Annotated in this window: 16 protein-coding genes; 11 read left to right on the top strand and 5 right to left on the bottom strand. The window is 38.8% G+C overall.

What is annotated here, in order from left to right:
• Positions 1–283: 283 nt before the first annotated feature.
• Positions 284–1,054 carry an ABC transporter ATP-binding protein gene (locus DC077_RS02505; protein WP_109201167.1) on the top strand — a complete coding sequence of 257 codons (771 nt, stop codon included), beginning with the start codon at positions 284–286 and terminating at the stop codon, positions 1,052–1,054.
• Positions 1,055–1,274: 220 nt separating this feature from the next.
• On the top strand, positions 1,275–2,978 hold the full coding sequence (locus DC077_RS02500; protein WP_109201166.1) for a cysteine desulfurase family protein: 1,704 nt from the start codon (positions 1,275–1,277) through the stop codon (positions 2,976–2,978).
• Between the two features lie 282 nt (positions 2,979–3,260).
• Here DC077_RS02500 and pgsA read toward each other — a convergent pair whose 3' ends face one another.
• Positions 3,261–3,815 carry a CDP-diacylglycerol--glycerol-3-phosphate 3-phosphatidyltransferase gene (pgsA, locus tag DC077_RS02495; RefSeq protein ID WP_109201165.1) on the bottom strand — a complete coding sequence of 185 codons (555 nt, stop codon included), beginning with the start codon at positions 3,813–3,815 and terminating at the stop codon, positions 3,261–3,263.
• Positions 3,816–3,980: 165 nt separating this feature from the next.
• Here pgsA and guaB point away from each other — a divergent pair, with 165 nt between their 5' ends.
• The 3 genes from guaB (at position 3,981) to DC077_RS02475 (ending at position 8,480) form a co-directional block, all read left to right on the top strand.
• Complete coding sequence (gene guaB / locus DC077_RS02490) at positions 3,981–5,441, top strand: IMP dehydrogenase (protein WP_109201164.1); 1,461 nt, start codon at positions 3,981–3,983, stop codon at positions 5,439–5,441.
• A gap of 609 nt (positions 5,442–6,050) precedes the next feature.
• Positions 6,051–7,565, top strand: coding sequence for a lysine--tRNA ligase (lysS, locus tag DC077_RS02485; protein WP_109201163.1), 1,515 nt, complete (start codon positions 6,051–6,053; stop codon positions 7,563–7,565).
• 453 nt (positions 7,566–8,018) lie between these two features.
• On the top strand, positions 8,019–8,480 hold the full coding sequence (locus DC077_RS02475) for a hypothetical protein (RefSeq protein WP_109201161.1): 462 nt from the start codon (positions 8,019–8,021) through the stop codon (positions 8,478–8,480).
• 299 nt (positions 8,481–8,779) lie between these two features.
• On the opposite strand, the gene DC077_RS02470 is transcribed toward DC077_RS02475, so the two are convergent.
• From DC077_RS02470 to DC077_RS02460, 3 genes are all read right to left on the bottom strand, one after another.
• A complete protein-coding gene (locus tag DC077_RS02470) occupies positions 8,780–8,959 on the bottom strand; it encodes a hypothetical protein (RefSeq protein WP_109201160.1) in 180 nt (59 codons plus the stop codon).
• 1,017 nt (positions 8,960–9,976) lie between these two features.
• Positions 9,977–11,383 (bottom strand): MFS transporter, encoded by a 1,407-nt coding sequence (locus tag DC077_RS02465; RefSeq protein WP_109201159.1) that lies wholly within the window; start codon positions 11,381–11,383, stop codon positions 9,977–9,979.
• A gap of 386 nt (positions 11,384–11,769) precedes the next feature.
• Positions 11,770–12,729 carry a LysR family transcriptional regulator gene (locus tag DC077_RS02460; protein ID WP_109201158.1) on the bottom strand — a complete coding sequence of 320 codons (960 nt, stop codon included), beginning with the start codon at positions 12,727–12,729 and terminating at the stop codon, positions 11,770–11,772.
• Positions 12,730–13,231: 502 nt separating this feature from the next.
• Here DC077_RS02460 and antA point away from each other — a divergent pair.
• The 6 genes from antA (at position 13,232) to queE (ending at position 18,554) form a co-directional block, all read left to right on the top strand.
• Positions 13,232–14,638 carry an anthranilate 1,2-dioxygenase large subunit gene (antA, locus tag DC077_RS02455; protein WP_094568179.1) on the top strand — a complete coding sequence of 469 codons (1,407 nt, stop codon included), beginning with the start codon at positions 13,232–13,234 and terminating at the stop codon, positions 14,636–14,638.
• 18 nt (positions 14,639–14,656) lie between these two features.
• Positions 14,657–15,160, top strand: a complete 504-nt coding sequence (antB, locus tag DC077_RS02450) for an anthranilate 1,2-dioxygenase small subunit (protein ID WP_109201157.1) — start codon at positions 14,657–14,659, stop codon at positions 15,158–15,160.
• 9 nt (positions 15,161–15,169) lie between these two features.
• A complete protein-coding gene (gene antC, locus DC077_RS02445; RefSeq protein WP_109201156.1) occupies positions 15,170–16,183 on the top strand; it encodes an anthranilate 1,2-dioxygenase electron transfer component AntC in 1,014 nt (337 codons plus the stop codon).
• A 584-nt stretch (positions 16,184–16,767) separates the two neighbouring features.
• The gene (queC, locus tag DC077_RS02440; RefSeq protein ID WP_109201155.1) at positions 16,768–17,424 is read left to right on the top strand and encodes a 7-cyano-7-deazaguanine synthase QueC; all 657 of its coding nucleotides are present in this window, start codon (positions 16,768–16,770) and stop codon (positions 17,422–17,424) included.
• Positions 17,424–17,846, top strand: a complete 423-nt coding sequence (locus DC077_RS02435; RefSeq protein WP_094568175.1) for a 6-pyruvoyl trahydropterin synthase family protein — start codon at positions 17,424–17,426, stop codon at positions 17,844–17,846. The genes queC and DC077_RS02435 overlap by 1 nt, the downstream gene beginning before the upstream one ends.
• Positions 17,847–18,554 (top strand): 7-carboxy-7-deazaguanine synthase QueE, encoded by a 708-nt coding sequence (queE, locus tag DC077_RS02430; RefSeq protein ID WP_109201154.1) that lies wholly within the window; start codon positions 17,847–17,849, stop codon positions 18,552–18,554. It abuts the gene before it with no gap.
• On the opposite strand, the gene DC077_RS02425 is transcribed toward queE, so the two are convergent.
• Complete coding sequence (locus DC077_RS02425) at positions 18,551–19,123, bottom strand: TetR/AcrR family transcriptional regulator (protein WP_109201153.1); 573 nt, start codon at positions 19,121–19,123, stop codon at positions 18,551–18,553. The two genes, queE and DC077_RS02425, sit on opposite strands and share 4 nt — an antisense overlap.
• Positions 19,124–19,147 lie beyond the last annotated feature (24 nt).

The following is a 19,147-nucleotide window of genomic DNA, read 5'->3' as shown; positions in this document are numbered from 1 at the left end:
TCTCAAGAGAAGCATTTTTTTAACTGTTCTCTATTTGCTTGCATGAAAATCCGATATGAATGATCGAGATGGGTGTCAAGATTGCCGGTAAATAGAGTTGAAAAGAGTGGTTGTTCGCCTCTTTCTACAACTATTTTTTGATTTCGCTATTATACACTATGTTTTAGCCCTTTTGTCCTATTGCGATGGGAACTTTCTAAGAAATGAGCAGTCGTTTCTTGGTGAATGTTGTTATAATGAAGAGCTTGCCTTATCTTATCTGAATATTAGGAATCATCACATTATGAGCACTCAGCCTACATTAGTCGTTGAAAATATCCACAAATCTTTTGGGGATAGAGAGATCTTAAAAGGTATCTCCTTGACCTTAAATAAAGGAGATGTTGTTTCGATGTTAGGGGCTTCAGGCTCCGGAAAGAGTACCTTTTTGCGCTGTATTAATCTGTTAGAAAATCCTAATCAAGGAGAGATCACCCTTAATGGTGAAAAGTTAATTTTAGTGCCGGGGCCGGAAGGGTTAGTTGCTAAAGATCCTAAGGCGCTACAAAAGATGCGTACAGAGCTTGGAATGGTCTTTCAAAATTTCAACCTATGGGGCCATATGACGGTTTTAGAGAATATGATTGAAGCCCCCATGCATGTTTTAGGTCTCTCAAAGCAGGAGGCGAAAGAGCGCGCTTTGGCACTCTTGGCAAAAGTGGGGATGAGTGAGCGCGTCAATGATTACCCTATATCTCTATCGGGAGGACAGCAACAACGTGTTGCAATTGCTAGAGCCTTAGCGATGGAGCCGAGTGTGATTCTATTTGATGAGCCCACATCTGCGCTCGACCCAGAGTTAGTGCATGAGGTATTAACTGTTATGCAAGATTTGGCAAAAGAGGGTATGACGATGATTGTTGTTACTCACGAGATGGATTTTGCCCGCAATGTCTCTAATCGAGTTATCTTTTTCCATGAAGGAAAGATAGAGGAAGAGGGTGCTCCTCATGAACTCTTTACTAATCCTAAGTCAGACCGTTTTAAACAATTTATTAAGCATTATAATCGTTAGTAGTCGATGACTCTCGATGATCTAATGATTTAATCGATAGCTATTTAAGAGAATGTGTAAGAGAGAGTTTAAAAGAGAATTTTGTCATTTTGAGTTGTCATCTTACCGCTATATTTAAAACAACTTAGGTAGAACAACTTCGGCAATCTATTTTATTTAAGGCTCTTCGAGAGCCTTTTCCATTTCTAGCGTAGCATTCTAGGGTAGAGATAATTTAATTATGAAATCAATATTGGAACGTTTTGGGATTGACCCATTTATGGAGAAGGATGATGAGCAGCGACAGGATCTTTTAATGAGCTCTGTTAATGAGGAGGCTTTAACTTCTAAGTTGCCGACTAAGCCTCAATTTGCAGATGTGATCTACCTCGACTATGCTGCGACAACACCCGTTGACCCTATAGTGATTGAAGCGATTGTAAATGCGATGACCTGTGATTGGGCAAATATTGGTAGCCCTCATGAATTAGGTGTAGTAGCTAAACAATCGGTAGATCAGGCGCTTTCCACTATTGCCGCCCACTTTAATCTAACAAGTGATGAGATTATTATAACAAGTGGTGCAACGGAATCGATCAATCACGCTTTAAAAGGGGTACTTGCCGCACAGAAAAAGCGGGAGATTATTACGACAACGATTGAGCATAAGGCGACAATTAATACTGTTCAGGCCTTAATAAAGCAGGGATATCGGGCAACATTTATCGCCCCTGATGAGGCAGGAAGAATCACCACATCGATGGTTGAAGCGGCAATTACTGATGAGACTGCTATTATCTCTCTTATTTGGGTTAATAATGAAACAGGGGATAAGCTCCCGGTTGAAGAGATTGCTCAGATTGCGCGGCGATATAAAATCCCGATCCATATCGATGCGACACAAGCTGCTCCCCATTTTCAATTTGATGCGTCACAATTTGATCTTGTAAGTCTCTCTGCTCATAAATGTTATGGACCAAAAGGTTTAGGACTTCTCTATCGTCGTGCTTTTCCTAAATTACCTATGAAGCCACTAATTGATGGTAGCGGTGGGCAGTTAGCATTACGTGCCGGCACTATGGTGAATGAGTCTATTATGGGTTTTGCCAAGGCACTTGAGCTTATTGCTGATAATTGGGAGGAGGAGCGTCATCGCTTGGTTCGATTAGAGAGTCTTCTGCTTAAACAGCTACTTCCCTATGGAGTAGAGGTCAATAGTGCAGCGCCATCAGTAGAGCGGGAGCCGGGGGTGCTGAATCTCTATATTCCTCATGTTCATGCGGATGCTTTAATGGCGTTAATCCCTAAAGTTGCAATTGCAAAAGGATCGGCTTGTAATAGTGATAGCTCCTTACCCTCCTATGTTTTGACGGAGATGGGATATACTCCTCGACGGGCGCTCTCTTCGATTCGCATCAGTGTTGGGCGATTTACCACGGAAGAGGAGATCTTAACCGCAGGAAATTATCTGATAGAGGCGATCGATTTTCTTCAGCGACTTGCCTCCGGCCGGCCGGCAGTTTGGTATGGGGAGTATAATCTCTATGATAGCGATATTGCCGCTATTTTAACCTCTCATTTGGTGGCTGAAAGAGAAGAGCAAGAGGATCGAGATCGGGTATTAGAGGAGCCTCTATTTTTAGTGGAAGAGCCTCACTATCGATTTTCGCTCTATGGTGTGATCGAAGAAGTTAAAGGGGATGATGGTAAGATGTTCCAATTGCGAGATCTTACGGCGGAAGTATATGGTGCGCCTTTCTATTTGGCTCTCTTTAATGATCTAGTTATCGCTTTACGCCAAGAGCTTTTAACGCCCTATCTTTCATTAGAGCAACTTTTAGAGCGGAGAGTGCCGGCACAATATTTACGTGACTTTCTCCATCTTGAGAAGGCGTTGCGAGATTTTATCAATAAATCTTTAAGTGATTCTAATATTGATGCTTAAAGTGAAAAGGAGCAGTAGGATACTTTCTCGGGAGCAAAAGATCGATAGTAAAACGTTAAGAGTGAAAAGTGAAAAATGAAAAGTAGATCAATAAACAATAAACCAATAAATCAATAAACCAATAAACATAAAAATAATAAACAGAAGCGATAAAATAATAAAAGCACCATTAATGTGGCGCTTTATGCTATCTGTTATCTATAAATGCTAGAGAATCTATCTCTTCATATTTTGGTCGCTTATCTCTATATCGCTCTATTTTATTTCTTTTTTGATTTTGGCCTATCTGACGCGTAAAACTTTCCAGGTAGAGTAGAGATATTGAATCATTGACCAGAGCGTTAAGACTGTAGCAACAATCAAAAAGAGTATTCCGACTTCATAGAGAGGGATTCCTAAGAGGCTTTTTTCATAGAGAATAAATGTAATTGCTCCCATCTGAAAGGCTGTTTTCCATTTACCGATCCAAGAGACCGCAACGACTCCGCGCTCTCCCATACTTGCCATCCACTCACGAAGAGCTGAGATGGTGATTTCACGGCAGATAATAATCATGACCGAGAGAGTTAGGTACCATTTATGAGGGTCATGATCGATAATTGCGATTAGTGCTACAGCAACTAGTAATTTGTCTGCGACAGGATCGAGGAATGCCCCAAAACTGGAGGTTTGATTCCATTTTCTTGCAAGATAACCATCTAGCCAATCGGTGAGTGAAGCAGCCATAAAGAGGAGCGTCAGCACAATATTTTTATTGGGAGTATCGAGAAAGTAACAGAGAATAAAGACAGGAATCGCGATGACTCGTGTCCAGGTGATGAGGCTAGGAAGGTTCATACTTAGATTAACTCCTCGAGAACATTTTGATAGGCACCTCGGTTATTATAACAAACTTTTTTAAATTTTATTTAATTGCGCAAAAGCCTGATAAAATCTAGCCAGAGATCTTTTTTTTTGTTAGAATAAGCCACTTTTTAAATTGGTGTTCTTGGAGAGAGACATATGCTTAGAATAATGGAAAAAGGTTTAACCTTTGACGATGTATTATTAGTACCTGATTACTCTGAAGTTCTTCCGAGAGATGTGTCACTCAGGACGCAACTTACTCAAAAAATAGCGCTTAACATTCCGCTTCTTTCTGCGGCAATGGATACCGTGACAGAGAGTAAAATGGCAATCGCACTCGCACAGCAGGGTGGAATTGGCATTATTCATAAGAATTTAACACCAGCAGAGCAAGCAAGACAAGTTCGTAAGGTAAAAAACTTTGAGAGCGGTGTATTAACAGATCCTATCACTGTCACAACAGAGTGTACATTAGAAGAGGTACGTAATATTATGCGTGGCCGCAATATCTCTAGTGTGCCGGTGCTCTCAACAGATGGAAAAGTGGCCGGGATTATCACAACACGTGATTTACGTTTCCAGACCGATTTAAACAAAAATATAACAGAGGCGATGACGAACCGTGATCGCCTTATTACTATTCATGAAGGGGCAACACGCGAGGAGATTATCGATCGTCTCCGCACTCATCGTTTAGAGCGTCTTGTTGTTGTCAATGATAGGAATGAACTTCGTGGATTGATCACTGTTAAAGATCTTTCCCATACAGATACACATCCTAACGCGGTGATGGATGATGAAGAGCGTCTTCTTTGTGGTGCTGCAGTTGGTGCCGGAGATGGTACAGAAGAGCGTATAGAGCAGTTGGTAGATGTTGGTGTTGATGTGATCATTGTCGATACTGCACATGGACACTCAAAAGGGGTGATTGATCGTGTCCGTTGGGTTAAACAGCACTATCCTGATCTTCAAATTATTAGTGGTAATATTGCAACTGCAGAAGCAGCAAAAGCTTTAATGCAAGCGGGTACTGATGGAGTGAAAGTAGGGATTGGTCCAGGTTCAATCTGTACAACTCGTATTGTTGCAGGTATTGGCTTCCCACAAGTAAGTGCTATTGCAAATGTAGCTGCAGCATTGAAAGGTACAGGGATTCCTGTTATTGCTGATGGAGGTATTCGCTACTCTGGTGATATGGCAAAAGCATTAGCAGCTGGTGCAAATTCTATTATGGTGGGTTCTATCCTTGCCGGAACAGATGAATCTCCAGGAGAGATTGAGTTCTATCAAGGTCGAGCTTATAAATCATATCGTGGCATGGGTTCATTAGGAGCGATGAGTGCAGGTTCATCTGACCGTTACTTCCAAGAGGGATCGAGTGCAGATAAATTAGTTCCAGAAGGAATTGAAGGGCGCGTTGCTTATAAAGGATCTGCAGCACCGATTATCCATCAGTTAATGGGTGGAATTCGCGCAGGAATGGGATATGTTGGTTGTGCAACGATCGAAGAGATGAATAATAAACCACGCTTTGTAGAGATTACTAGCGCCGGGATGAATGAGTCTCACGTTCATGACGTAACGATCACAAAAGAAGCGCCAAACTATTCTCGCTAATATTAATATATTTATGCTTATGTTTATGCGTAATTAAAGATTATAGATGTTCTCTATATTCGCTATTGAAGGCTATTGAGATCTATTGAACATGGTTGAGAGTTTTAATTATTGAGAAATTATTGAAAAGTTATTGAAATGATTGTTCAATTAGTGACTATTTTAGTTGGGTAATTTCTCTAAAATAGTGGATAATAGAGGCATTGACTAGTTTGCTATTTTGCGCTAAAAATCTCGGGGAGAGATCCTCGAGATTTTCTAGTTTTAAAAAAGATGTAGAAATAGAAGATGCATCAGTATCAAAATAGCAGTTTTCCGTTTTAAGACTTATTTTAAGACTTATTTTAAGACTTACTTTAAATTTAGATGCGATTGAGTATATGGAGATAATTTTAGGTAAGCTTAGATAAATCTGGACAAATTTGGATAGACTTGAATAAACCTTGATTAGTTTGAAGCGATTTTAATGAGGTGCTAATCAAATTTAGTAAAATTTAAGTTGCAATAAAGCAGATAGAATATTGCCTTATTAAGATGGGGTGAGAGGATTCAATCGAAAAAAGTGATCCTTTCGGATATTGTAAACCATGATTTAAAGTAGAAGATATAATGACAAAAGAGACTGTAGTGAACGATCACGAGCACAATGAGAATCATCTAATTACAGAGCGCCGCGAAAAGCTTGCGAAGATCCGTGAGTCGAAACCGGTGGCATTCCCAAATCACTTTAGAAAAGATACCGATGCAAAGCAGCTCCATCAAGAGATGGAAGGGCTTGATCGTGAAGCGCTAAAGGAGAAGAGTAAGATTGTTAAGATGGCAGGTCGTATCGTTGCTAAGCGTCTTTTTGGTAAGGGGGGCTTTGTTAGCCTGCGTGACCAAACAGGAGATATCCAGATCTTTGTAAATACCGGCTTAATCGGTCCTGAAGCTTTTGAAGAATTTAAGACATGGGATATCGGTGATATTATTGCCGTTGAAGGGGAAGTCTCTCGTTCTGATAAGGGAGAGCTAACTGTACGAGCTAATCAGCTTATCCTTTTGACAAAATCATTGCGCCCATTACCGGATAAATTCCATGGCTTAACAGATGTTGAAGCGCGTTATCGCCAGCGTTATCTCGATCTCATTATGAATGAATCTTCACGTGAGACTTTCCGTAAGCGTAACTTGATTTTGCGTACCATTCGTAATTTTATGGATGAGTGGGGTTTTGAAGAGGTAGAGACGCCGATGATGCATCCGATCCCCGGTGGTGCTAATGCTCAGCCTTTTGTAACGCATCATAATGCCTTAGATATGGAGTTCTATCTTCGTATTGCACCAGAGCTCTATCTTAAGCGATTGATCGTTGGTGGTATGGAGCGTGTTTATGAGGTGAACCGAAACTTCCGAAATGAAGGGGTATCGACACGTCATAACCCAGAATTCACAATGATGGAGTGGTACTGGGCATATGCAGATTACAAAGATATGATGGATATGACTGAGGCGATGATGAGAGAGATTGCCTTAAAAGTGAATGGTTCAACGGAAGTTCCTTATCAAGGTTATACATTAGATTTCGGTAAGCCATCATTAAGAATGACGGTTCAAGAATCGATCTTAAAATATTGTGAAGAGGCTAAAGATTACGATCTTGATACAAGAGAGGGCGTTGCTGCGTTAGCGGATCTTTATCACATTAAGTATCAGGAGAGTGATTGTTGGGGTAAGATCTTGATGGAGATCTTTGATGAGAAAGTTGAAGAGAATTTAATGCAGCCGACCTTTATTACAGGTTATCCGCTTGCAGTCTCACCTTTAGCAAGAAAAAACGATGAGAATCCTTTAATTACAGATCGTTTCGAATACTTTATTGGTGGACGAGAGGTGGGTAATGGTTATTCTGAGCTTAATGATGCGGAAGATCAGCATGAACGCTTTATCTCGCAAGTGGCTGATAAGGAATCTGGTGATGATGAAGCAATGCATTATGATAAAGATTTCGTAACTGCGCTTGAATATGGGATGCCTCCGACTGGTGGAGAGGGGATCGGCATTGATCGATTAGTGATGATCTTTACTGACTCGGCATCGATTCGTGATGTTTTACTCTTCCCACATATGCGTATGCGTGATTAATCAGAGAGATCTCGATCGATAATGGTTAAGTAGATTATCAAACAAATGATCGAATAGATGATCGAATAGATGAATCCCTTTTCATTAGATGAGAAGGGATTTTTTATTATTCTCTATTTTGCACTCTCTATTTTGTTATCTATTGTAGAGTTTCGATCTCATGGTGCTATTTATGATATGATTATTTCCACGGCCTACTATTCTATATGTAGCACCATTAATAGAGGAGATCTTATTAGGCCGTATGTGAGTTTTAACTCATTCATTTTCTCATCTATTTATCAATAGTGGTTGTAATCTGTTCGACTTCTCGAAGTTCAATAACTCTTGGGTTATGCCTAGATATCTCTAGATCACATATAGTAATAGGCTCTGTTAGAGCAATGAATTTATATTGAAGATGGCGCGTAGCTTGATAACTACCCCATAATAGAAGAGATTAAAAAAGATAGAATGAAAACGAAAGCCTCGATATATGCTCATACAGCTCAAGCAAAAGTGATGCAGGCATTAACGATTTTCCTCTTTACCGCCATTGTGATGGCAATTGCAGCAAAGTTTGATTCCCCCATTCCTCTCCTGACTTACCTTATCTTGGCGCTCTTTATCTACTATATTGGTGATATGAAAGCGGCGCTCTATTCGGATCGATTACGAGTACGAGCAACTTTAGGAAAGAGAAGAGAGTACCTCTTTTCTCAAGGGAAATTTTGGCTCGAATCGAAGCCCTCTCTCTTCGCTAAGCTCTTCGGCTCTGAAGAGGGATTAAGAATTGTTTATCAGGAGTCTGGGAAAAGGGCAGTTATTGTGATGAATGAACTCTTTTCAGATCAAGATTTACGCCTTCTCTATGCCGAGATTGATCGGCGCCAAAAGGCATATGCAAATATTGATGAAGGACCTCTATTAGGGTAAGTCGATGGTGATTTTTAGAATGTAATTTCTTGTATAGTTTTTGATGCTATTCTAGAAGTTATTATTAATTTATCATCTTATCCTAATCACTATACCAATCACTTTATCTTGTTTTGGTTGATCAAGATGTAAAAAGCCCATCAATTTGATGGGCTTTTTAGTGGGTAGGTCGTCTCTTCACGACTCTTGTAAATTTGGAATCAAGATAAAGCAATTATGAAACTTAAGCTCTATTTTGATAGGTAATAATAAAATAATAATCTTAAAAAATGGGTCAGTTAGATGATTTTTGATTGCTATTATGAGAATTGAACAAAGTTTTTCATCTCTTCAAACCAGTTGAAACCACCACCTTTATACCAAACTTGCTCGGTGTTTTCATCAATTCTAATAATGGTATCCCACTGTTCATTTCTCATTAGTAAGTTACCAACATCTACAACATGACCATTTCTATCGATTGGTTGTTTCTTAATCATAATTTTCTCCTAATTTTTTCTTGTTATTACCATAGGAATTAGCAACGCCTGATTAAGAAGCGTGCTACTTGAAAAGATCTATCGATCTGTGTAATCAATTGTTTTCGATTCACAAATATTTAATAGATCTTAAACAATCTAACCTGTTTAATACGATTTGTACATATTATTTTTTATATTAGTGGATTAATATCTAGCTATTAGACCTAAGGTCACCCCCGTTTTATGGGGTATTTACCTCTTATTCACTCTTGAGAGATCTGTCTAAATTTTTTTCAAATAACATTAATAGCATCCAAAAATAGACGCGTATTCTACTGTGGTTAGCTATCGTGCTTTCCTCTCTACTAGGTAGAGATTATTACTCAAGCAATCAATATTCATTATCATCATCTATATCAGCCACGATCATCTAGATTGGCGATCAAATGATGAGAAGAGTTTAAAACTCGGAGTAATAATATTTAGTAATCGGTTTATATCTGTTTATTGGTCATTACAGTGAATGTGATCATTCATCAATAATGCTCTATTTAAGTAAGGCTATTTTTTTAACCTTCGGATTTTACTAGCAACTTCACTCTTTAGTTATCGGTTTTATATTATGAGAGTGGCAACACAAGGGGCTAGTAGTAAGTTCATTTATTGCGAACGTCGTCTATCATAATAGGGATTTGTTGGGGTGTCAATTTTTTAGTTAATCTAAGCGTTATCATCTATATAGCTTTATCTATTGCTTCATTTTGTACCTTGGTTCCGCGCATATTGCGTATATAAATACTGGCCATCAGATGATGGCGCTTTTATCGCTTTTATAGTTATTTTGCTTTATATTCTTTATTTCATATTCACTTGCCCTAATCAATAAAACCCTAATCTAAAAGAAGTTTTTCCGATAGATTAGGGTTTTTTCTCTCTATAGATGCATGAGATAGATTAGGAAGAGAGGGCATCCCATAGAGTTTTTAGAGAGAGCTTTATTGATCTTCGCTCTAGTTATTTGCGATTTTAGATAGTTTAGGAGGATGAACTAGAAGTCGTTAATAGAGATTCCTTAGTTAGATCATTATCATTATTTTGGGTAACTAGATCATCTGCGATATTTTTATTAGATGAAATCTTAATAAAGTAGACACTTATCAGTGCAATAAATGCGGGAATTGCTAATGTGATGAAGTTATAAGTAATTGGAAGTTGGAGGCTTAAGATCCAGCCAATAATAATAGGGCCGGCAATAGCACCTAATCTTCCAACACCTAATCCCCAGCCGATACCGGTAGCTCTTGTAGTTCCAGGATAATATTGCGCCATAAATGCACAGACAATAATTTGTGCTCCGATGGAAGCGGCTCCAGCGATTGCGATAAGAAGATAGATCAGGACAAGATGGCTCTTAAAGCTTAAAAAGAAGAGTGCTAAAGCGCCGGCAATATAGAAAATAATTAAAATATTTTTAGGCGTATAGCGATCTGCTAATATCCCTCCGAAGATTGCACCGAACATAGCACCGATATTGAGAGAGAAGAGGAACGCTAAGCTTGTAGAAAGGTTAAATCCTGATTCAACCATCAATTTTGGAATCCAGTTTCCTAAGGCATAAACTAATAGGAGTGTCATAAAGTTGGTTAGCCAGAAAAGAATGGTCCCCGTAGCTCTCTGGTTATTAAATAAGGCTTTAATAGGAGCAGACTCATTACTTTTGTTAGCTTCATTTATAGTGATCGATGTCTGAGAATCTAAGGAGAGAGCGGGATCAATTTTTTGTAAAATTTTACGGGCTTTCTCTTGTTTGTTATTACGAACAAGATATTCGACTGGTTCAGGAAGAAAGATCATCATTGGAATGAGAAGTAGTAGTGGAAGCCCCGCGATTAAAAACATTACTTGCCAGCCAAATGCAGGGATTAAAACTATCCCAAGAAGGGCAGCTGACATACCTCCAACTGCGTAGCCACTAAACATAATAGAAACGAGTGTAGAGCGATATTTTTTAGGTGCATATTCACTAACTAAGGCAATTACATTAGGCATAACCCCACCTAATCCTAGGCCGGCAATAACGCGATAAATTCCAAAGTCAGTCGGACCATTAGCATAGCCAGATAGTAGCGTGAAGAGGCTAAATATAGTGATACAGAGTGCTATAACACGTTTTCTACTAGCCCCATATTTTTCTAATTTATCAGTTAAGCTACCAAAAAGGATTGCGCCAAACATCATACCAAAAAGGGCTAAACTTCCTAAAAAACCAGCGGTAACAGCATTGATATTCCATTCTTGCATGATTTTAGGGAGGGCAACCCCATAAATCACAAGATCATAACCATCAAAAATAATAATCACAGCACAAATGGCAATAATCAGGTAGTGGTAACGGGTTAAACGGGCATGATCAATGACCATATTTGCATTGATACTCTTCATAAAAATCTCCTAGTAGTTATATTGTTTCAATTATTTATTATTAATTATTAGTTTTATTTATATTTGTTATTCTTTTGATTGTTTCTCTCCTCCGATATCTTCTGATATCTATTTTTGGAGGGACAATAGTCTATTGTTTTAATTATTATTTTTAGTTATTTACTATTGGTGAGAACTCTATCCATCATTTGATGCAATTTCTATTGATAGAGAGTGATATTGATTAATCAGTTCTCACAATCGATCAATCGCTTGGTTAAAAGTACTTTAGCCCTCCTTTTCTTGATTTAATTTTGAGTACTTTTTATTAAGCTTCTTACCTTATATGTAAATTTTTCACATTTGACCAAGAGGATTTTTGCATTGAAATATTCTCAAAAGGTATATCAAATTGAACACTCTGTTAAGAGAGTGCTCTTTTCATAATAGATGCCATCGTTCTCATAGAGGCCATAGATGATTTTTAGAAGAGACTCGATCAAAAGAGAATGATCATCTTTACGAAAGTTCATAATAATTGCAGCTGCTAATGTGGGATCTTCTAGGTGATGGTAGATAACGTTAAATTTTATTTTTTGGTAACTAGTAGGGACGATAGAGATACCTTCTCCGGCGGCAACTAATCCTAAGGCAAATTGTAGATCTCCTTCTTCTCGCATGGTTGGTAATGGCAATCGACGTTGTTTAAAAGCCTCTATGATTAAGGTGGAATAGCTAGGTGAGCGATCCTTAACACGAGAGAGGATAATGGTCTCTTCTATTAGTTCTGAAAGTTTAATAGGCGTATCTCTTTGTGAGAATGGGTGGTTAAGCGGTGTTGCAACCACAAGAGGTTCTCGTCGTAATACAATATTTGTAATAGTGGGATCCTCTATGGGCATCCTGCCAAAACCTACCTCAATCACACCTGATTTTAGAGCATCAATTTGAGTGGGTGTCCCCATCTCTTCAATCAATATTTTAAATTCTGGATGTGCAAGCCTGATCCCACAAATAATTTGTGGGAGATATCCAAAAAGTGTTGAGCCGACAAAGCCTAATTTAAACTCCTTTTTTTGAGAGCCGATTCTGCGAGTCATCAACTTTGCTTCTTCAGAGATCTGTAAGATGTTTTTAGCGTGCTTATAGAAAAAAAGGCCTGCTTCCGTAAGCTCGATGGAGCGTGACTTTCGATAGAAGAGCTTTGCATCTATCTCTTCTTCTAGTTGTTGTATCTGTCTACTAAGAGGAGGTTGGGTGATAAATAGTTTCTGCGCCGCTTTGGTAAAGCTTAATTCATCAGCTACGGCAATAAAATATTCCAATTGTTTGAGTTCCATATCGATACCTTTTCTGCATTGACTCATATCTAAATAACCTTAGACAAGATAAAGAGAAGAATCTTATTCTTAGATACGAAGCAGGCAATCTCTATCATTATTTTTATTATCTAATTTGAAGATAGCAGTGATTGCAAAGGAAAGACAACTATAAAGAGAAGAAAAGGGAAATGTTTTTAACCCATCATTGTTGGAAAAAGAGGCAAAAAAGATTCTTTATGCTGGCAACGATGGTAATGCTTCATATCTCTAAATAGCAGAATTAATAAGGTAGATACTTTATTAGTATGGATGAAATGATATAGATCAAATACTCTTTCTAAGAACATTTTTCTAAAAAGGTTTTAAACAGGTGTGATCTAGAGAATTATTTCATCAAGTTCATTTAACAGACTAAAAGCAACAGACTAAAAGTGACTAGTAAATGGTTTCTGTAGATTACCGTGATAGCTCGTAGATAGTTATTAGGTGATGATCTAAAAATCAAAATAGAAATCATAACAACAATAATAATTGGAGGATATTCACTATGAGAGTAGAACGAAGTTTAAGAGATTGGAAAGATTTTGTAACAAATTGCCTCGATTTCAATCCTGAAGAGGGACGATATCGAATTGCACGAGAGATGTTTACGGATGAAGAACTTTTTGATCTAGAGATGGAGCTTATTTTTGAAAAACAATGGATATTTGCTTGCCATGAGAGTCAATTAGCGAATAAACATGATTTTATTACGATGCAAGCAGGGCGTCAGCCACTTATTATTACACGAGATGGTAAAGGGGAGCTAAATGCTCTAGCAAACACCTGTCAACATCGAGGTGCAACATTAACACGAGTCTCTGCAGGTAACCAGAGTACATTTACTTGCCCATTTCATGCTTGGTGCTATAAATCTAATGGTGATCTTGTGAAGGTAAAAGCACCGGATCAATATGATGAGTGTTTTGATAAGGCAAAGAGGGGATTGGCAAAGTCAAGAATTGAGAGTTACAAAGGCTTTGTTTTTGTTAATCTCGATCCAGAAGGAGAGGAGTCATTAGAGGAATTTTTAGGAGATACTAAGCTCTTTTTTGACATGATGGTAGAGCAATCTGAAACGGGAGAGCTCGAAGTCGTTCCAGGTCAATCCAATTATACTTTTGATGGTAACTGGAAGCTTCAAAATGAAAATGGCTTAGATGGCTATCATGTGAGTACCGTTCACTACAATTACGTCTCGACAGTAAAGCATCGTCAGCAGATAGAGGCAGAGAAAAATATCAAAGGCGCCGAGACCTTAGATTATAGCAAGTTAGGTGCAGGAGATGCTGATACAGATGATGGCTGGTTCTCATTTAAAAATGGGCATAGTGTTCTCTTTAGTGATATGCCCAATGCAGCAGATGTGCGGCCAGGATATGACAAAATTATGGCTCGCCTTTATGAAAAGTATGATAAAGAGCGTGCTCAGTGGACAATGCATCGTTTACGTAATCTAAATATCTATCCAAGTCTCTTCTTTATGGATCAGATCAGCTCACAGCTTCGAATTATTCGCCCTATAGCCTGGAATAAGACGGAGGTAATCAGCCTTTGTTTAGGGGTGAAAGGGGAGAGTGATGCTGATAGAGAGAGTCGTATTCGTCAATTTGAAGATTTCTTTAATGTTTCTGGAATGGGAACCCCGGATGATCTTGTTGAGTTTAGAGAATCACAAAGAGGATTTGAAGCTCGTGCTGCAAAATGGAGTGATATCTCCCGTGGGCATCATCTATGGAATTATGGTCCATCTAAAAATAGTGAAATTTTAGGAATTAATCCTGTCATTACCGGCACAGAAATCACCCAAGAGGGATTGTATGTTAATCAGCACTCTGCCTGGCAACAGAAATTATTAGCCGGTTTAGAGGAGAAGATAGCAGCAGAAAATACTCAGATGATGAATACAAAATAATCTTAGGGAGATACTTGAATGAAAAAGAAAAATTTTAATATTGAGACACAAGTAGAGATCGAACAGTTTCTATATGATGTTTCAGAAGCCTGTGATAACCAAGATTGGGATCGATATCTTGATTATTATAGTGAGAATGTCACTTTTCATATTCCGCAGTGGTTAGATGAGCATCGTTATACTACTGATCCTAAGCGAGAGATGTCACTGATGTATTATGCAAATAGAGGCGGATTAGAAGATCGAGTTTTTCGTATTAGAACAGGAAAATCAGCGGCCTCAACACCGATGCCTCGGACATCGCATATACTCAACAATATTCGTTATCATCAAGAAGATGATCTCTATAAGGTAAAGGTCAATTGGGTGACGCATTATTACCGATTTGGTGTTGCAGGAATCTTTTTTGGTTATGCCTATTACGATCTTATTAAAGTAGATAATTTATGGAAGATAGCATATAAGCAGGTCATTTTACTTAATGATAAGATCGATTCAGTCTTAGATTTCTATCACGTATAGGGGGCAAAGATGTATACAGCCGCAATTATATTTCGTGATGGAGTAACAAAAGTATTTGATGTTGCACAGAGTGAAAAACTGCTTGATGCTGCTTTTAGGAATGGAGTCAGCCTTCCCTTAGATTGCCGAGAAGGTGTTTGTGCCACCTGTCGTTGTCGCTGTGATTCAGGCAAGATTGAGATGGAATATTGTGATGAAGATGCTTTAAGTGATGAAGAGATTAACGGAGGTTATATTCTCTCTTGTCAGACGACTCTGCAATCACCTGCTTCTTTCTATTTCGATATTGATTCTTCAATCTGTAATGTTGAATCAAAGTCAGTGACTGCTGAGGTTAGCCAGATAACCGCTATAGCAGATAGCGCAGTGATGATGGAGGTGACGTTGAAAGAAGAGGATAAAATCTCCTATCTTCCTGGGCAATATGCACATATTACGATTCCTGGCAGTGATGAGAGTCGAGCTTACTCTTTTGTTAATGCAGAGGTAGAAAATGGTAAGGTAAATTTTCTTTTACGATTATTACCTGATGGGGTGATGAGTAATTATCTACGTGATCGATGCCAGATAGGGGATCAATTACAGTTAACATTACCCTATGGTGTTTTTTATCTTAGAGAGATAGAGAGGCCGCTACTACTTATTGCAGGCGGAACAGGGCTTTCAGCAATCTTAAGTATGTTGGAGCAATTAGCTCAAATGGATCCGGCTGCATTACCTCCGATTCGTATGCTTTATGGAGTCCGCCGAGAAAAGGATCTCTGCGCGTTGTCACAATTAGAAACGTATCAAAAGCTTCTTCCTGATTTTCAATTTGATGTCATTTTAAGTGAGGGAGCTAAAGAGTGGAGTGGGAAAAGAGGTTTCGTGGTTGATCATATTGATCTTGATTTTATCAAGAATCCATTTGACCTCTATATTTGTGGTCCGCCAGGATTAGTCTCTTCTGTAGAGTCTTGGGTTGCCTTAAAGGAAGAGATTGCGCCTTGTAATATCTATTTTGAACGTTTTGTTGCAAGTTAGTGATAGGGAGCTCTAAAAATAGAGCATTCATAGTCTATTTTAATGATTGTATGATTGCATGCAGGGGATCAGGTGAATAGTAGGGGGGTATTAGGATAATACTTCTAAGTATTTAAGTATTCCTAAATAATTTCTGTCAATTACATGAATTGATCAATATCATTAAAAATGAGAGCCGACGATAGCTAATATTGCAATTTGTCGGCTCTTTTTTATCGCTATTTTTACTATTTAATCTCTTTTTGTATAGATATTTGTCACTAAAGCTTGATGTCATATCTTTATTGATAGCGCTTATTGCTAGGCGTTTTTCTAATATTTTCTTGTATTTTTCTATAAAAGCATCTAAGAGTTTGTCATCTCTAGAGGGAAGGTTATCGCTCTTTTCAGAGATTAGGATGAGATCAAAAGAGTTAATGATCCATTTTGATGAGCTCTGTTTTAAATTGAATAGTGTTATAAAAAGAATTTAAAGGGGGAATGTAAAGGGAATTGCCATCAAGATCTTTTTTGATATACTTTGCAAACGCTAAAAAAGCAGAGGTATTAGCGCAACCCTCTATAAAAAACTAAGGAGATTCGATATGAATCAAAATCGTGCGATCGTCGTATTTAGTGGCGGTCAAGATAGTACAACCTGTCTATTTTGGGCAAAAGAGCAGTTTGAAGAAGTTATTGCATTAACGTTCGATTATGGACAGCGTCATTGTAATGAAGTTGATCATGCAAAGGCAATCGCTGAAGAGCTTGATGTTGAGTTGATTGTTTTTGAATTAGATCTCTTCTCCCGGCTAACAAAAAATGCCCTTATAGATGAGAATCTCGCAATTGAGAGTCATGATGGTGAACCTCCATCAACATTTGTTCCAGGGCGGAATCATCTCTTTTTCTCCATCGCCGCAATGGTGGCTTATCAGCGTATGGCTCAACATATTATTGTCGGGGTTAGTGAAACCGACTTTAGTGGCTATCCTGATTGTCGAGATAATTTTATCAAATCATTAAATGTCACCTTGAATTTAGCTATGGATGCTTCTTTTGAGCTTCATGCGCCTCTAATGTGGCGTGATAAAGCTGGCGTTTGGGCATTAGCGGATCAGTTAGGTGCATTCGATTATATACAAGATAGAACACTTACCTGCTATAACGGTATTCCCGCCTCAGGTTGTGGGGAATGTCCTGCCTGTATTTTACGTAATAATGGTTTAAATCAATATCTTGCGCAGCGTAAGGAGAAGTAATGTTACAACAATTTTATCCAACGCCGGCACATAATTTTCGTTATGAGCTTAATAAAGATATGCATTTTGCCGCCGCTCACTTTATTCCTAATGCAGCTGCGGGCGTCTGCCAAAATGTGCATGGTCATACCTATTTTGCCAATATTACTATTGTGGGAAATGAGTTAGATGAGTGTGGCTTTTTGATCAATTTTCAAACCTTAAAAGCCTTACTTCATGGCGTTTATGATCATACGCTTATGAATGATCATCCCGATTTTCAAAATCGGCCTCCTTCAACAGAAGTTGTTGCCGAGATGGCGTGGCGTAGAATTCAGGCTGCTTTAGATCAAGAACCGCATCGGCCCCGCTGTTTGCAGGTTTTAATTAGAGAGACCCCGACAAGTTATGTTCGTTATCTTCCGCAAGCGGAGGATTTTTAGATGAACTTTCCTGTTTTAGAGATCTTTGGGCCAACCATTCAAGGCGAGGGAATGGTGATCGGTCGTAAAACCTGTTTTATTCGTTTAGCCGCTTGTGATTATCAGTGTGTTTGGTGTGATTCCAAATTTACTTGGGATGGCTCTATGAAACCTGAACTGATGAGTACGGAGGCTATTGTCTCTGCTGTGACCAAAATTGCAGATCAGAGGGCAGATCACATCACTATCAGCGGGGGAAATCCAGCCCTCTATAAGGGATTATCAGAGCTTGTCTTGCAATTGCAAAATAAGGGCTATCAGGTCGCAATTGAGACGCAGGGATCTAAGTGGAATGATGCACTACTCTTCATTGATGAGGTTACGCTCTCTCCGAAACCGCCATCGAGTCAGATGGAGACCGATTTTACGATTCTATCAGAGATGATTGCAAAATTATCGGGACGTAATATCTCCCTAAAAGTAGTGATTTTTGATGAAAAAGATCTTCAATATGCCAAAGAGATCTATCAGCGTTATCCGAATATTCCTCTCTTTTTGCAAGTAGGAAATGATCAGACCGATTTAGAAGATGAAGCTGTAACGGCAGAGTATCTAATGAAGCGCTATGGTGAGCTTGTTGGAGCGGTGATGAATTCTACTACCTTAAAAAACGTTCGCGTTTTACCACAATTACATGCATTACTATGGGGTAATCGCCGCGGAGTTTAGAGCGCAGGAAGGAGTAGGGCAAAGATCTCATCATCGGACTCAAAGAGTCCAGGGCGCCAATCATTAGGATCGGAGAGAGAGATCGTCACAAGATAGGAGTAGAGAAGGAAGGCGCGTTGGGCGGCTTCCTTTTCGCTATAGCCAAGTGATACGATCAGCTCTTCAATATAGTTGAGTCGAAATTGATCCACCTCTTCCATCATCTTTCGTGCCATCTTATCTCGTCTTGCCCATGCTCTAATTGCAAGTTCAAAGTCAGCAGCCTCTTTTGCAGAATCGCCCCGCGTTGGGAGATTAAAGATAATGGCTAGCTGCTGTTTCGGCGGATAGTGGGTATTTTTTAAACGACGAATAACTTGATCGGTTGCTCGACTCTTCCAATCGAGCAAAATCTCTTGGAGTAGCTCATTTCGCCCTTTGAAATGATGGTAGAAACTTCCGCGAGTAATGCCGATATTTTGCGCTAATGTCTCGACACGAACCGAATCAATACCGCTTTTAATAAGCATCTGTTGGCCCGCTTTAATCCAATCATTGCGAGAAAGTGGGGTGGATACTTTACGTGTCATAAATGATCAATACCTTATTTGCTT

Origin of the sequence: Ignatzschineria cameli, assembly GCF_003121895.1 — a bacterium.
GTDB lineage: Bacteria > Pseudomonadota > Gammaproteobacteria > Cardiobacteriales > Wohlfahrtiimonadaceae > Ignatzschineria > Ignatzschineria cameli.
This window is presented reverse-complemented; position numbering and strand designations above follow the sequence as displayed.

Bases quoted from the DNA above. Each gene is read 5' to 3' on its own strand.
- DC077_RS02505 (WP_109201167.1), top strand. From the start codon at position 284: ATGAGCACTCAGCCTACATTAGTCGTTGAAAATATCCACAAATCTTTT.
- pgsA (WP_109201165.1), bottom strand. From the start codon at position 3,815: ATGAACCTTCCTAGCCTCATCACCTGGACACGAGTCATCGCGATTCCT.
- DC077_RS02500 (WP_109201166.1), top strand. From the start codon at position 1,275: ATGAAATCAATATTGGAACGTTTTGGGATTGACCCATTTATGGAGAAG.
- DC077_RS02460 (WP_109201158.1), bottom strand. From the start codon at position 12,729: ATGAGTCAATGCAGAAAAGGTATCGATATGGAACTCAAACAATTGGAA.
- antC (WP_109201156.1), top strand. From the start codon at position 15,170: ATGTATACAGCCGCAATTATATTTCGTGATGGAGTAACAAAAGTATTT.
- queC (WP_109201155.1), top strand. From the start codon at position 16,768: ATGAATCAAAATCGTGCGATCGTCGTATTTAGTGGCGGTCAAGATAGT.
- queE (WP_109201154.1), top strand. From the start codon at position 17,847: ATGAACTTTCCTGTTTTAGAGATCTTTGGGCCAACCATTCAAGGCGAG.
- DC077_RS02470 (WP_109201160.1), bottom strand. From the start codon at position 8,959: ATGATTAAGAAACAACCAATCGATAGAAATGGTCATGTTGTAGATGTT.
- lysS (WP_109201163.1), top strand. From the start codon at position 6,051: ATGACAAAAGAGACTGTAGTGAACGATCACGAGCACAATGAGAATCAT.
- DC077_RS02465 (WP_109201159.1), bottom strand. From the start codon at position 11,383: ATGAAGAGTATCAATGCAAATATGGTCATTGATCATGCCCGTTTAACC.
- antB (WP_109201157.1), top strand. From the start codon at position 14,657: ATGAAAAAGAAAAATTTTAATATTGAGACACAAGTAGAGATCGAACAG.
- guaB (WP_109201164.1), top strand. From the start codon at position 3,981: ATGCTTAGAATAATGGAAAAAGGTTTAACCTTTGACGATGTATTATTA.
- DC077_RS02475 (WP_109201161.1), top strand. From the start codon at position 8,019: ATGAAAACGAAAGCCTCGATATATGCTCATACAGCTCAAGCAAAAGTG.
- antA (WP_094568179.1), top strand. From the start codon at position 13,232: ATGAGAGTAGAACGAAGTTTAAGAGATTGGAAAGATTTTGTAACAAAT.
- DC077_RS02435 (WP_094568175.1), top strand. From the start codon at position 17,424: ATGTTACAACAATTTTATCCAACGCCGGCACATAATTTTCGTTATGAG.
- DC077_RS02425 (WP_109201153.1), bottom strand. From the start codon at position 19,123: ATGACACGTAAAGTATCCACCCCACTTTCTCGCAATGATTGGATTAAA.